Genomic DNA, 12638 nt, shown 5'->3' with positions numbered 1-12638 from the left:
GTCCCAATGTACGAGAACAACCCGCTGTGCGAAACCACTTCGGTCCAGACGCAGCACGATGAGCGGGAGCATGACTTCCTCCCGGCGAACCTCGCCGACATCCCCGGCAAGTTCGATCAGGAGGAGCTGACCCAAGCCGAGACCGTCATCCACCTGCACTACTCGGCGCTCCTCACCGACTGGTGGGTGGCCGAGGTCTGGCAGGACCGCGACACGCAGAAGTGGATGGCCTACGGATACTGGCGTCCCACTCCCGACGCTGCGGCGCTGTGGGACTCCTTCTGCCTCACCGACCTGGAGCGCCTGGTCATCCCCGCGACCGCCGACCCCGTCCTCCAGGTCGGCGATGTCAGCACTGGCGCGACCCCGCGACTGATGGTGAGGCGCGACCTGGAGTGGACCCCCACCCCCGCTCACGGGGTCGTCCCCGGTGTGGAACTGGAGGAGCGCCGTGTCTGAGCTGACCCCTGCACACCTGCACGTCCCTGTACTGCCTCCGACCGTCTTCGGTGACGGACACGAGTGGATGCAGAACCTGCGCTTCGGCTGGAAGCCCGTCCCCGCCTGGGGACGCGGCATGCGAGCCCTCGGTGATTGGCCGCTGGTCATCGTCGTCCACCTCAACGACCAGCGGAACGGCGTTTACGCAGTGGCCACCTACATCAAAGGCGACATCACCTGCCGGGTGTTCACCGACCGGGCCGAGCGCAACGCCGCGACCGACGAGATCGCGGCCGAGCACCGGAGGCTCACCAGCGAAGGGCCGTTCGACCTGCCCCCCGAGGGCAAGCCTCTGCTGACCCAGCATACGGACCTCTCCATCTGGGACCGCTACCTCGCCGAGAAGGACCAGCTTTCCGAGCCGAAGGAAGAGAACCAGTGAGCGGCACCGAGAACTCCACGTCCGGGCTGGTGACGGCGTGCTCCGTCTGCGGCGACCTCATCAACACCATCGAGTTCACGGCTCCGGACGGCGAGCGCACGTGGGTGTGGGCGCACGGGTCCAGCGCGGACCACGATCCGGTCCCCGCCCCGGCCGACACGGCCGACGTGGCGTGTCGCTGCGACTTCTGCTCGGCGCCCAACTGGGGGTGGACCATCCGCACGACCAAGCGCTTCACGGTGGTCGCGGGCGAGGGTGCCAACGGTTACCAGGCGAACGACAACGGCCGCTGGTCGGCCTGCCTGCCCTGCAAGCGCCACGTGGTCAACCGAGACGTGGCACGCCTGCTCCACAGGGCCATGATGGAGGTCCGCAAGTCCTTCCCTGGGGAAAGCCAGGAGTTTTACCGGGCGGCGCAGAAGGAGCTCGAAGGCTTCTACACCGGGTTCTTCCTCGCCGAGCCCGGCGAGCCCGAGCGGACCGTCAAGTGAAGGCCACGGCGGTGTCCAAGGTCCTCATCGGAGTGGACGGCACCGTGACCCTAGGACTGACCGGCGAGGTCGGGGACATCGAGATCACCGTCCCCCTGTCCTACCTCGCGACCGTGGCCGATTCCCTGATGGCCGACCGCGAACTGGCCGTCCAGCTGGACGACGAGACCGCCGCTCTGGCGGTGGCGTGTCTGTACCGGGTCCGCGCCATCCACACCCGACTCTGATACCGACCGGCCCCGGTCGCGCCGTGCGCGCGGTCGGGGCCTCCCCTTGAGGAGCACCACAGCATGGTGAAGATCGACAACGATCGACTGCCCGGCCTGCCGAACGTCTGGTACTGCGACGACGGCTACGACTGGATGGGCAAGCTGTCCGACGACTGGAAGGTTATCCCCAACTGGCAGGGGGAGGAGATGGGCGACTGGCCCTACGTGATCGTGGCGGCCTGCGACGACCCGCAGGCCGACGTCTACGGGTACGCCCGGTACGTCGAGGGGGACGTCATCCTCGGCGCTTACGACTCTCACCGCGAGCGGGATAACGCCCTGGAGAACTACCACCTGTGGCAGATGGGCAGGAAGAACACGTGAAGCCCAAGCGCATCCGGGTGGTGTTCACCGTCGATGCCTCCGCTGACCGCTGGCAGACCGAGGAGCTGAAGACGCTGATCGCGGTGGCCATCTCCGAAGCCGTGCCCGAGGAAGTGCCCGGGGCGAAGATTCGCTGGCACTCGCTCGGCGGAGCCAAGCCCGAAGTCGTGGAGACGGCTGAGATGTACGGGCGCTCGGTTCGGCGTCAGATGGAGCTGGACGCGAACGACTACTGGTCCTGATGGACCATTGACCCCGTCCACGAGTAGATCTTCTCGTTGGTCGGGGCATCTCAGACCTGGCCTCGCTGACGGACCTCCGCCCATCACCCGCGCGGCTGAGCCCGTGCGGAGTGGGTGGAGTGGTGGTCATGGCATAACACCCGAGGGTTGTCCTCATCGCGCAGTTCGTTCGGGACCTGCTGGAGGTCAAGTCGAAGCAGCCCTGGGGCTCACTGCAAGCCCCACCCTGCCGGAGAGAACCGGTGACCACGTCACCGAGCGCGCGCCGGTTGACCGCGATTTGACGGGCGCCCGCCTCGATCCCAGGAGCCGCCCGTGGCATCAAGCCCCGACTCGCTCATCGTCCTCACGGCGATCCTTCTCATCTTCGTCCCGCTCGCCGTCATCGCCCACGCGATCGGTCGGCGTCGCAGGTGGCGCGACCCCCAGCGCCTGTTCACCTGGGAACAGAAGAGGACCCTCCTCGCCCGAGCCCGCTGGCGCTGCGAGCACAAACACCCCCTATGGCTGCGCTGCCGGGCGACGACCGGGCTCCAAGCCGACCACATCGTCCCGTGGAGCAGGGGAGGAGCGACCGCGCTCCTCAACGGGGCCGCTCTCTGCCAGCGGCACAACGCCCGCAAGTCGAACCACATGCCGTCGCCCCTCTACCAGTGGCGACTGCGCCAGCGAAGAAGGAAGTACTCATGACCAACGGAGACGACTCACAATTCATCGGAACGAGCGGAGCTCAGAGATTTACCCACATCGTTAACGCTGCAGGGGATCGAATCACCGGCAAGCTCGACTACGCCACCGAGGCCTACGTCACCGATGGCGGAACGTACGTCATCGCCTCGACGACCATGATCAACGACGACGAGCGTTCCCACGACCTCGTTGCCGTCCTGCCGTTACCCATCGAGGACACCCGAGTCGTCGTCTTGCGTCCGACCGTCAACCCTGATCTCGTCGATGCGCTGCGCACAGAGCTCGACCCGCAGGACGACGACTCGGGGACCAACGCTCCCCGCCGCGAGTTCGAGGACTCCGAGGCACTGGGTCATGCCCTTGAGCACATCGGTGACCCCGACACCCCGTCATGATCACCGCCGTCGTTGATGGCCAGACCCACGAGTTGCGGGACCGCTTCGACGCCTCCCTCCGCTCGTCTCTCGCCGACAAGGAGAACTGACATGCCCGAGCCCACTGCGTACACCCACCACCAGATCTCCGCAGCCCTCAACCGAGCTGTCGAGGACATCACCGATGCCGCGCGCCTGCCCGATGTAGGCACGATCGACGCGCTCAACCTCCTGGTCAACGCAGCGACCCACTACCTCGAGCATCCGGACGACGGGCTCGCCGAGGCGGTCGAGGTGGACTACGACGCCACTCTCGACGAGGTTCTTGGCTGGATCTCGTCCTGATCGGCCCAGCCGGCCCCCCGTAACTCGATCGAGGACCACCGCGATCACCGATCCCCCACCGTCGCGCTTGCCTTCGCCTGCAGGTCACGAAGGAGAACACCGTGCCTGACTACACCGTCTATCTCCGCGACAGCCAGATCGCCGCCTCGCGCGTGCTGCGCGTGGGCGCGGCCGCCGACCGCATCGCGCACGTGTGGACCAACGCCACCACACACGAGGCCATCACCGCGCACCCGGTCTCCGCCACCACCCCGTTGCGGGCCCTGGAGCAGATCCTGGAGGAGCTGTGCTGGCCCGCAGGTGGACCGCGCCCTGGCGGCCAAGTTGATCGCGCGGACTTATGTCCTGGGCGCCCACAATCACCTGCACATGGCGGTGGGAGCCCGGGGCGTGATCGCCGCCTACGGCAAGCGGACCTACGTCGAGGACGTGATCGAGCACACCGATGAGCTGGCTGATCTCCTCCAGGACGCGGCCGAGATCGAGCTCGGCCTGCTGTCCCTGGGGCAGGCCTAGCACGCCGACCAACGCTGGAAGCTGGTCGGCCCCTGCGGCATGTGCGCGGTGGAGTCCAACCCGCGCTGCCGGTTCTGCGCCTAGAACACCGACCCCACGACAGAAGAAACACTGCAAAGCGGGCGAAGCAGAAACGCCGCCCGCGAAACCGAGCCAAAGAGGATCCCATGTGCGACACCGAAGCCGTGGTGTGCAGCTGCGTCTACGAGTTCATCGAGGCCGGATTCGGTCCGCGGATGCCCGAGCCCTCCGCGCCGAAGCAGCGCCCCCTCGACCTCCCTCGGCGAGTGATGGGCGTGGGCGACGTGCTCATCCTCGGCGACCCCTGGGGTGACAGCGGCCACGAGGAATGGGAGATCGTCCACATCATCTCCGAGCACGCCTGCTACGAGCACAGCGAGGTCAATTCGCAGGCGGACCTCAGCGACAACCACGTCCACCGGTTTCGCCGCGACGACTGCCCGATCCGCATGCTGAGCCCGAAACTCACCGGCCACTACAACATCCACGCCCTGGGCGATTCACTGGCCACCGAGGGCCTTGGACACGCGCATCCCTCGCCTGAACAGAAGCAAAATCTACGTTAGAAATTCCGGGGTCAGACCGTCCCCGACCTCACACGAATAGACCACGATGCCCCCTCTCAGCGCCCCCAGCTCGCCACACTGGCCAGTGCCGATGCCACCGCACGCCTGGAAGTAAGCACCGCACGCCTGGAAGTAAGTCACCCCAACACCCTGCGCAGTCTACGCAGCGCCGGGCTGGCCACCCAGGTGTGCGGCGACCAGGACCGGCCCATGCGCCCCACGATCTGGCGATCTCCGACACGGGTGTGCGAGCGATGCTCACCACCGCACAGGCACGTTAAGCCGCAGAGAAGGCCAACGTCACGGTCAATGAATGGTCCATCGCCCGCGTTGGTTCCCACAGGCCCATCGCAGGCCGGGTCAGCGCGATCTCCTGCCATCGGCAGCGGACACGACATCCGCGTCGTGCTGGTCCCCGAACAGAGCCCTTCCATCAACCATCGCGCCCTTCGAGCCCGCCCCGCGCACGACTGCGACGGATTCACCCTCAACGAGTACAACGCCGACTTCGTCACGACCCGCCCAGTCCTAAGACCCCGGCATTCGAACGGAGATTCTTGTGAGTACCAAGGCCGAGCGCGCCGCCCTGATCGAGATGGCCCTCAAGGAGTGGGGCGTCGTCGTGGAGATCCTCACTGAGCAAGGTGAGGTCTGGCCGTACACCGACCCCACCCGGTGGGGGGCGGGATTGACCAGCGCGATGGAGCGCGTCAAAGCCTTGACCGAGGCCTGCGCTGTCATCGGTGCCGACGACGCCCGCGACATTGGGCGTCTGGCCGACCTCTACGACCGTATCCACGGTCGTTGACCGCTTCCCCCGGTGTCGGGGCGCGTCCACCGTCGCGCCCCGACATTGGTTGCGGTTTTGTCTGATGCGGTTCGCTCTCTGACGAAAGGTCGATCCCATGTGCTCGAAGTACGTCGACACCCCGAAGTTCGCTACCTGCCCGGCGACTTCCCCGGCGCACCCCCCGCAAGGCCCACGTCGTTGAGGAGAGCAGAGACCGCACGCTGATCTGCTGGATCTCCTACCCCGCCACCGGCGCTATTCGGGAAGTGAGCGCTTCCTCGGTGTAAACCGACTTCGCCGCCGCCCGGCGTGCCTACCGGCCCCTCGGGCGAATTCTCGACCTCCGATGGGGCGCGCCCCACCCCAAACCAACACGCGCCACGGCCAAGAACGTGGAGTTGGAGGCGAAGTACGAGCGCGCCCGCCAGGGCCGTGAGCGCTACTGGGGCAAGTTCATCGCTGCCCGTGCGCTGTCTGAGCAGCGTCGCTACAGGTCGCCTGCAAGAGCTGGCCGAGCCCGGCGAGGAGTAGTCCAGGATTCCCGGGGCGGGCCTGTGCCGTGAATAAATGCACAATCTGCACAAGAAAGAGTCGATGTGAGCACTTTCGCCACCCCCCGTGACCTGATGCTTTCCCTGATCGCGCACCGGATGAGGGCCAGCCTCGAAAGGCGGTGGATGGACACCTCGATCCAGGATCTGCCCTGGTGCGGTCGCTGTCGCATCGACATCGACCTCATCACCAGCCAGTGCGAATGCTGGCACGACAACACCAACGCACCTCTCACCCACTGGCCCAGCCAGGCGAAGGGTGCCAACACCCCGCCTTACACCCAGCCCACGCAAGACCGCTGACTCCCGGCCACCGTCGCGCCTGGGGGCAGTGCCCGGGAGCCACCTCCACCACCTCACCAGGACCGAACAGGAGATATGACATGGCTGATGCCGATTCCGAACTCGTCCATCGCATCATCTCCGAGCTCGGGCTCGGGGCCGAGCAGCTGACCCTGCTGACAATCCTGCTCGACCCCGCCAACGACCCGTATGAGTCGGCGACGAGCGCCCAAAACATGCTCAACGAGTTCGAGGCCTTCACCGGCAACGATCCTTCGGAGGCGCGCGCCGTCGCCGAGCGCCTGCGCGCCCACCACGACCGCGCCCAGGGCCGGACGGGTGCCCTCGAGTTCGAGTTCGTCTGCGACGGCGAAAGAAGCATCGATGGTGTCAACATCATGACCGCGCTGGGCACCTCCGGCACCTGGTTGGCTATCAGCGAGGACAGCAAGTACTTCTTCGCCGACCGCTACGAGCTGTCCGGCCTGCCCGCTGCTCTCAAGCTCGCCGAGAACATCACCGACGAGTACGAACGCCTGATGGAGATCGCCTCGCGCGTTGCCCTCACCGAGGCACCCGGTCGGCCCACGGCCCTGTCCGAGCTGCCCGACGGCCTCTACGCCTCTGGCGAGCACACCTGGCAGAAGACCGGTGCTGACTGGACCCCCGTCCTCGAGCCCGGCCAGATCCCGGACGACGTGCCGACCGGGCCGGATCCCCACGGTCTCAAACGAGTCCAGTGGGTGCATTCACCGGTCAACGCCGTCGCCGACGACTGACCCATCGACAAGGGGGCCCTGAATCCCGCCAACGATTCTGTGCCTGTGGCCGACCATCGGCCAGGGCAGTACCAACTCGACTAAGTCCTCGATGAGACCGCCGAGGTCAACGGTCGTATCACCGATCCGTAACGGATCGTGTTGTGTCATCGATCATTGTGAACCTCGACCCCGGCCCCGGTAGCACTGCGCTACCGGGGCCCTTCGCCCGGCGTTGCCCGATCCCCGGATCGACCGCCAAGAAGTGGAACACCGCCAACCGATGCTGCCAACCCCTGGGCGCCCACCTCGACACCACCTCGACCACACCCACCACCGAGAACCAGTCTCCGACCCCCCAACAGCTTCCCGTTCTGAAAGGCACACCGAGATGGGCGACCCCACCACCCCGGCGTTCCGGCCCGGCGATCGCGTCCGCACCCTCCCTACCGACGACGAGACCCCCGCCGGGTCCCTGGGCACCGTCACCGAGCACTACCCCCGCCGACCTGGATTCTTGGACGGGTACGGCGTCCTCCTCGACGACGACCCCACGGGCCTATCCGCCCATTACGACACCCACGAGATCGAGTCTGCCCCGGCCCCGGACGACCCCGCCGAGGAGGCTTGTACCGATGGATGACCACACCCTCACCGGCGCCAAACTCGCCGCCCTCGGCGCCACCGACGAACAGATCGTCGACATGGGCCCCACCCTCGCCCGAGTCTGCTCCGAACGCGCCGACGCCGCGATCATGGCCGCGAAATACGACGCTGTGTGCGAGCGCTTCGCAGATCTGTACCGCGAGGTCGTGATCCTCCGCCGCCAGGTCGGGATTCTGGAGGGCCAGCTCCACGACCGGGACGCCCGCATAGCCGAGTTGAAGGCCAAGCTCCACACAGAGGAGACCGACCGTGGCTGACCGCGCTCTCACTCCTGACGAGATCGCCCTCATCGACGCCACCGTCGACCGGGTCAACACCGAATGCGCCGACGCCGCGACCATGGCTGCCCGCTACGACGCCGCCTGTGTCCGCCTCGCCGAACAGCACGACGAGAACGTGAAAATCCGCCGCCGCATCGAGGCCCTGGAAGACCAGCTGGCCGACGCGCGGGCCAAGACCGCCCGGGAGTCCGCGCTCGTCTCCGAGGCCCGACACGAACGGGACACCATCCGCCAGGAGACACGGGGCCTTCGCCGCGAAGCCGCCGACCTCATCACCGGCGACCGTTCCGATGCCCTGCACTGGGCCGCCCGCCAGCTCCGGAAGACCCCGATGCCCACCGCGCTCACCGGGCCCTACTGGTACGGGCAGGGCTGGAAGGACGCCATCGACCACCTGGAAGACGCCCTCGCCGGAGTGCCGTCGGACGCGCAGACCGAGATCGCCGAACAGGCCGCCGAGAACGCCCGCCTCCAGGAGCTCGCCTACCGCCGGTGGATCGCCTGGCAGTCCGCCCGCCGTCGAGCCAGCCGCCCCTGAAGCTGATGCGCTTCAGGAAGAGCGACGATTCCGCCACCGCCGCACTCCGCGCCCAGCTAGCCACGACCACGACCCCACACCGCGGCGAGACCCACCCCGGAACCGAACAGAACACCACCCGATGAGCAACACCCACGTAAAGAACCTTGCTGGCATCGCACTGGCTCTCTCCGGCCTGGTCCGTGTGTGGAACGCCCGGATCCGACGCAGCCTGTTTGCCGTTGCGATCTTCCGCACTACCACCCGCGCCGGGGGACGCCCGATGCCCTTCGGCGTCACCCTTACCCTCGGAGACCGCTCCGCGGAGGTCGCTGTCATCCACCTGACCGACCCCGACACCGCGCACACCGAAGTCGCCGCGCTCCTACGCCGCGTCGCTGACCACCTCGACCCGGCTGTCCCTGGCGGCGCTCAGAGCGGCGACACCGAAAGCTCGTAGACCCACCCCGCCCCGGGACGCACCCGTCCGCGCCCGAGGCCCACGAAACGAACGGATTCTCAATCACCGTGTCAAGCCGCCACAGGCCTGACCGGCCCCGAGCACGCCCAGGAGCAGGACGGCGTAGCTGTTGGCCAGATCCACCGCCCACCGCACCTGGACGTCTTCTTTGACGGCCTTGGCGGTGAGGACCTCGATACCGCCCTGGCCATTGCGGACCAGCTTGGACCACAGCACCCGCACCCGCAGCGCGGATTACGAATCCTGAGGAGCACCCAATATGTTTCACCCCGACGACCGCGTCCGCACCACCATCACCCTCACCTCCGCCCCAAGCTTCCCACCCGAGCACGCCATCCCTGCGGGCTCCCTCGGAACCATCACCAGCATCAACGGCCGCGGCGAGTACATCGTCGTGATCGACGACCATGTCTACACCGAGGGCCTGAACTTCTCCGCGGACGAGATCGAGGCCATCTGATACTCATCTACATCACTTTGTCCGGTCACATCTCAGTGGCCCCGGCGATCAGGGATGGGTATTGCCCAGTGGTCACCCATGCCCTTGTTGTACTGCTCTGAAGCCCCGGTACCATTCGCACTTCGTTGAGTCCATGGTTGATCCATCTTCTATATAATGTCCATTTGGTAGATCATTGAATGGATGGAAGGGGGAGTGATGCACGAGGATGAAATCGACGCCGACGGGGGAGGGGCATGCGAGCGGGCAGTCGGGCAGGGGAGCCTGAAGCAGCGGCTGCGCTGGCCGCCGTGATCGTCGTCGCGTCCGCGTGGCGTCTGCTACGTGGTGGTGCGCATCGACTTGCTCGCCCCGCTCCTGGCCTAGGTCCCTTCGGTCAAGGCCTTCGTGGCCGGGTGCATCGAGGGGCCCGGTGCGTTTGGAGGGCCGTCATCGTCTTTTTCTTGTCCAACCTCGGCATTATCGCGATCCTCGAAGAGGACCTGAGGGTGAGGTTCTGATGCTCCGCAAATTCCGCTTCATCGTCGGCCTCTGTGTACTGGCTGGCGTCTCTGTCGCAGGTGTGATCGCCTGGGTCACCGGCTTCTTCTCCCGCCTCGCCGCCGACCTCTGGAGCCGACTCCTGGACCTCATCGACGGCTTGAGCGCCAGCGGCATCCTGGCCAGTGTCGGAGTCGGCACCGCGATGCTCGTCATCGTCCTCATCGCCGTCATGGCCATCACGGACCACTGAACCCGCCCAGAAAAAGCAGGAGCCCCGAGGAACGATTCTTGGGTTCTAGCGGTGGTCGCAACACCCTGACTTTGGGGAGGTTGCGACCACCGTGTCGTTCACCAAGCAGGAACTGGCCCGTCTGCGAGCACAGTTCCTGGAACAGATGGCCAAGACCGGGAACGTCACCGAGATCGCCCGATCACTCGGTATCAACCGCAACACCGCGTTCGGGTGGGCACGCAAGGCCGGGCTGCGCTCCCAGCGTCAGCAACGACCGCACCCGGCTCGAGGCGAGTACGAACGCCTACGCAAGGACGCCGTGCCCCGCCGCGAGGCCGCACGACGAGCAGGGATCAACGAGCGCACCGCCCGAGACTGGGACCACGGGGTCCGCAAGTCCCGTAACTCCAGGTTCTATCCCGATGGGCGGCGGGTGAACTACTCCACTAGGCAGACCACCATAGAGTCCATGGACAGTCCCGCACCTACCGTGGCCACGCTCGAAAAGCAGGTCGATCCGCGTTTTTTGTCCCTGGCTGACCGCGAGAAGATCGCGGACCTGGAGCGGGCGGGGTGGAGCCTGCGAGCGATCGGCCGCGAACTGGGGCGCCCGCCCTCCACGATCAAGCGTGAGATCGACCACCACCGCAACACGGACGGCTCCTATGGTGCCTATGCGGCTCAGCGCCGGGTGGTCGCCCGCAGAGCTCGCCCCAAACCGGCCAAACTGGCTGCTCCTGGACGCTTGCGCGGCTACGTCGCCACCGGTTTGCGGGAACAATGGTCACCGGAGCAGATCAGCAACCGGCTCGTTGAGGACCACCCCGAGGATGAGGACATGCGTGTGAGCCACGAGACGATTTACCAGGCTCTGTATGTCCAGGCGCGTGGCGGGCTCAAGCGTGAGGTCGCCGCGGCGCTGCGCACCGGCAGGGTCCGACGCAAACCCCACCGCTCACCCGAGCAACGCCAGCACCGGTTCGTCGATGAGATGGTGATGATCAGCGAGCGTCCCGCCGAGGTGGCCGATCGTGCTGTCCCGGGCCATTGGGAGGGGGATTTGATCACGGGTGCGTACAACAAGTCCGCGATCATCACCCTGGTCGAGCGCTCCACCCGGTACGTGATGCTCGGGCACCTGCCCGGTGAGCACACCGCTGAGGCGGTCGGAGGTGTGCTGAGCGAACTGGTCGGGTCGCTGCCCGAGCACCTACGGGGATCGTTGACCTGGGACCAGGGCAGTGAGATGGCCGGCCACAAGGCGTTCAGCGTGGCCACGGGGGTGCCGGTGTTCTTCTGCGATCCGGCTTCTCCCTGGCAGCGTGGGTCCAACGAGAACACTAACGGGCTGCTGCGTCAGTACTTTCCTAAGGGCACGGATCTGTCGGTTCACGGCCGGTTGGATCTGGAGCACGTAGCGCACAAACTCAACGGTCGCCCACGCAAGACGCTCGGCTGGAAAACCCCAGCCGAGCGTCTGACTACACTCGTTTAATCAACGAGGTGTTGCGAGGACCCCTTGAATCCGCCATTCCTCGGGGCTCCTGCTTTTTCTCTCTGCCGGCTGAGTGGCCCTCCGTAGTTCTCACACTACGGCGAACTCGCGCTGGGTCTCGGTGATTCCGTCGAGCACGCCGTGGCAGGCGTCGAGGCTGCGGTTGACGCTGCGCGAGGCGGAGAACTTCAGCACCGAGTAGTCGCCGACGTTCTCCTTGCCGAAGCGGACCTTGTGCCCCTTGTGGTCCTGCCTGTAGAACCGCCCGAAGCCATTGAGTACGACCACGTCGCCTCCGGCCACGGAGTCGATGAGTTCACCCATGAGCGCCTGGTGGGCCTGGCTCATCGTCTTGATCGACAGCCCCGACCTCTTCGCCGCGCGTGAGATGAATTCGCGCTTGTTGATGCGCCGGCCCGTTCCTGTTTCCATGGCCTGCTCACTGCTCCTCGACATCGCATCCTTCCTTGAAGGCCAGTCTGTCCGACTCGAATGACGATGCGCAGGACCCAAGATATCCTGTTTATCATCGATGAATGGTCATTCCATCTCCGGTCCCAAATCGCTGGACTGCTTGTCCCGGTACGACACCGACTCGACCCGCACCTCGCCGTCATCTCCCGTGATCACGCGGTCCTTCCTGTTATCGAAGGCCTCCTGCTCCTTGATTCGATGAGCGGCCTGGAGCCGGGCCTGCACGTTCATCTGCCCGAACTCCATCATCGAACTCAGCGACTGCTTCAAACCCGTCTTCATCACCCCCTGTCGCCGCTGCATCGCCTGGCGCTGCTGGGACCACCGCGCCCGGTCGTCGGGCTTGACGTAACCGAACATCTCGGCGAACTTCGAGCCCCGCGGCTCGTTGTGCTGCTGCATCGCCTCTTCCGACATCTCTCCTACCTCTCCTCTCGCGCTTCATCC

Annotated in this window: 24 protein-coding genes; 21 read left to right on the top strand and 3 right to left on the bottom strand. The window is 66.0% G+C overall.

Going from position 1 to position 12638, the window contains the following annotated elements; translation table 11 throughout:
- The first annotated feature begins 6 nt into the window (after positions 1 to 6).
- From BQ8420_RS14285 to BQ8420_RS14200, 18 genes are all read left to right on the top strand, one after another.
- Entirely contained in the window at positions 7 to 459 is a 453-nt protein-coding gene (locus BQ8420_RS14285) for a hypothetical protein (protein WP_087099268.1), read from the top strand.
- Complete coding sequence (locus BQ8420_RS14280; RefSeq protein ID WP_087099266.1) at positions 452 to 883, top strand: hypothetical protein; 432 nt, start codon at positions 452 to 454, stop codon at positions 881 to 883. The genes BQ8420_RS14285 and BQ8420_RS14280 overlap by 8 nt, the downstream gene beginning before the upstream one ends.
- Positions 880 to 1374: a hypothetical protein gene (locus BQ8420_RS14275; protein WP_087099264.1), complete on the top strand. Its 495-nt coding sequence runs from the start codon at positions 880 to 882 to the stop codon at positions 1372 to 1374. The genes BQ8420_RS14280 and BQ8420_RS14275 overlap by 4 nt, the downstream gene beginning before the upstream one ends.
- Complete coding sequence (locus BQ8420_RS14270; protein ID WP_087099262.1) at positions 1371 to 1601, top strand: hypothetical protein; 231 nt, start codon at positions 1371 to 1373, stop codon at positions 1599 to 1601. The genes BQ8420_RS14275 and BQ8420_RS14270 overlap by 4 nt, the downstream gene beginning before the upstream one ends.
- A gap of 63 nt (positions 1602 to 1664) precedes the next feature.
- Positions 1665 to 1967 carry a hypothetical protein gene (locus tag BQ8420_RS14265; RefSeq protein ID WP_087099260.1) on the top strand — a complete coding sequence of 101 codons (303 nt, stop codon included), beginning with the start codon at positions 1665 to 1667 and terminating at the stop codon, positions 1965 to 1967.
- Complete coding sequence (locus BQ8420_RS14260; protein WP_087099258.1) at positions 1964 to 2209, top strand: hypothetical protein; 246 nt, start codon at positions 1964 to 1966, stop codon at positions 2207 to 2209. The genes BQ8420_RS14265 and BQ8420_RS14260 overlap by 4 nt, the downstream gene beginning before the upstream one ends.
- A 315-nt stretch (positions 2210 to 2524) precedes the next feature.
- Positions 2525 to 2899 carry an HNH endonuclease gene (locus BQ8420_RS14255; RefSeq protein ID WP_087099256.1) on the top strand — a complete coding sequence of 125 codons (375 nt, stop codon included), beginning with the start codon at positions 2525 to 2527 and terminating at the stop codon, positions 2897 to 2899.
- Positions 2896 to 3294, top strand: coding sequence for a hypothetical protein (locus BQ8420_RS14250; protein ID WP_087099254.1), 399 nt, complete (start codon positions 2896 to 2898; stop codon positions 3292 to 3294). The genes BQ8420_RS14255 and BQ8420_RS14250 overlap by 4 nt, the downstream gene beginning before the upstream one ends.
- Positions 3295 to 3384: 90 nt before the next feature.
- Entirely contained in the window at positions 3385 to 3618 is a 234-nt protein-coding gene (locus BQ8420_RS14245) for a hypothetical protein (protein WP_087099252.1), read from the top strand.
- A gap of 300 nt (positions 3619 to 3918) precedes the next feature.
- Positions 3919 to 4134 (top strand): hypothetical protein, encoded by a 216-nt coding sequence (locus BQ8420_RS14240; RefSeq protein WP_087099250.1) that lies wholly within the window; start codon positions 3919 to 3921, stop codon positions 4132 to 4134.
- Between the two features lie 167 nt (positions 4135 to 4301).
- Positions 4302 to 4721, top strand: a complete 420-nt coding sequence (locus tag BQ8420_RS14235; protein ID WP_087099248.1) for a hypothetical protein — start codon at positions 4302 to 4304, stop codon at positions 4719 to 4721.
- A gap of 559 nt (positions 4722 to 5280) precedes the next feature.
- A complete protein-coding gene (locus BQ8420_RS14230) occupies positions 5281 to 5529 on the top strand; it encodes a hypothetical protein (protein ID WP_087099246.1) in 249 nt (82 codons plus the stop codon).
- A 578-nt stretch (positions 5530 to 6107) separates the two neighbouring features.
- On the top strand, positions 6108 to 6365 hold the full coding sequence (locus BQ8420_RS31915) for a hypothetical protein (RefSeq protein WP_087099244.1): 258 nt from the start codon (positions 6108 to 6110) through the stop codon (positions 6363 to 6365).
- Between the two features lie 80 nt (positions 6366 to 6445).
- Positions 6446 to 7123 carry a hypothetical protein gene (locus BQ8420_RS14220; RefSeq protein ID WP_087099242.1) on the top strand — a complete coding sequence of 226 codons (678 nt, stop codon included), beginning with the start codon at positions 6446 to 6448 and terminating at the stop codon, positions 7121 to 7123.
- 370 nt (positions 7124 to 7493) lie between these two features.
- Positions 7494 to 7745, top strand: coding sequence for a hypothetical protein (locus tag BQ8420_RS14215; protein WP_087099240.1), 252 nt, complete (start codon positions 7494 to 7496; stop codon positions 7743 to 7745).
- Positions 7738 to 8025, top strand: a complete 288-nt coding sequence (locus BQ8420_RS14210; protein WP_087099238.1) for a hypothetical protein — start codon at positions 7738 to 7740, stop codon at positions 8023 to 8025. Before BQ8420_RS14215 ends, BQ8420_RS14210 begins: the two co-directional genes overlap by 8 nt.
- Positions 8018 to 8587, top strand: coding sequence for a hypothetical protein (locus BQ8420_RS14205; protein ID WP_087099236.1), 570 nt, complete (start codon positions 8018 to 8020; stop codon positions 8585 to 8587). Before BQ8420_RS14210 ends, BQ8420_RS14205 begins: the two co-directional genes overlap by 8 nt.
- Positions 8588 to 8708: 121 nt before the next feature.
- Entirely contained in the window at positions 8709 to 9026 is a 318-nt protein-coding gene (locus BQ8420_RS14200; protein WP_087099234.1) for a hypothetical protein, read from the top strand.
- Between the two features lie 63 nt (positions 9027 to 9089).
- On the opposite strand, the gene BQ8420_RS14195 is transcribed toward BQ8420_RS14200, so the two are convergent.
- Positions 9090 to 9263, bottom strand: coding sequence for an IS110 family transposase (locus BQ8420_RS14195; protein WP_143847264.1), 174 nt, complete (start codon positions 9261 to 9263; stop codon positions 9090 to 9092).
- A 43-nt stretch (positions 9264 to 9306) separates the two neighbouring features.
- Here BQ8420_RS14195 and BQ8420_RS14190 point away from each other — a divergent pair, with 43 nt between their 5' ends.
- The 3 genes from BQ8420_RS14190 to BQ8420_RS14180 all read left to right on the top strand — a co-directional run bounded on the left by BQ8420_RS14190 (position 9307) and on the right by BQ8420_RS14180 (position 11717).
- Entirely contained in the window at positions 9307 to 9507 is a 201-nt protein-coding gene (locus tag BQ8420_RS14190) for a hypothetical protein (RefSeq protein WP_087099230.1), read from the top strand.
- Between the two features lie 499 nt (positions 9508 to 10006).
- Entirely contained in the window at positions 10007 to 10240 is a 234-nt protein-coding gene (locus tag BQ8420_RS14185; RefSeq protein ID WP_087099228.1) for a hypothetical protein, read from the top strand.
- Positions 10241 to 10691: 451 nt separating this feature from the next.
- A complete protein-coding gene (locus BQ8420_RS14180; RefSeq protein WP_369825506.1) occupies positions 10692 to 11717 on the top strand; it encodes an IS30 family transposase in 1026 nt (341 codons plus the stop codon).
- A 90-nt stretch (positions 11718 to 11807) separates the two neighbouring features.
- Here BQ8420_RS14180 and BQ8420_RS14175 read toward each other — a convergent pair whose 3' ends face one another.
- Together BQ8420_RS14175 and BQ8420_RS14170 are read right to left on the bottom strand one after the other, a co-directional pair.
- A complete protein-coding gene (locus tag BQ8420_RS14175) occupies positions 11808 to 12173 on the bottom strand; it encodes an HU family DNA-binding protein (RefSeq protein ID WP_200815935.1) in 366 nt (121 codons plus the stop codon).
- Between the two features lie 84 nt (positions 12174 to 12257).
- Positions 12258 to 12608 carry a hypothetical protein gene (locus BQ8420_RS14170; RefSeq protein WP_087099226.1) on the bottom strand — a complete coding sequence of 117 codons (351 nt, stop codon included), beginning with the start codon at positions 12606 to 12608 and terminating at the stop codon, positions 12258 to 12260.
- Positions 12609 to 12638 lie beyond the last annotated feature (30 nt).

Origin of the sequence: Nocardiopsis sp. JB363 (assembly GCF_900143625.1) — a bacterium.
Taxonomy (GTDB): domain Bacteria; phylum Actinomycetota; class Actinomycetes; order Streptosporangiales; family Streptosporangiaceae; genus Nocardiopsis.
This window is presented reverse-complemented; position numbering and strand designations above follow the sequence as displayed.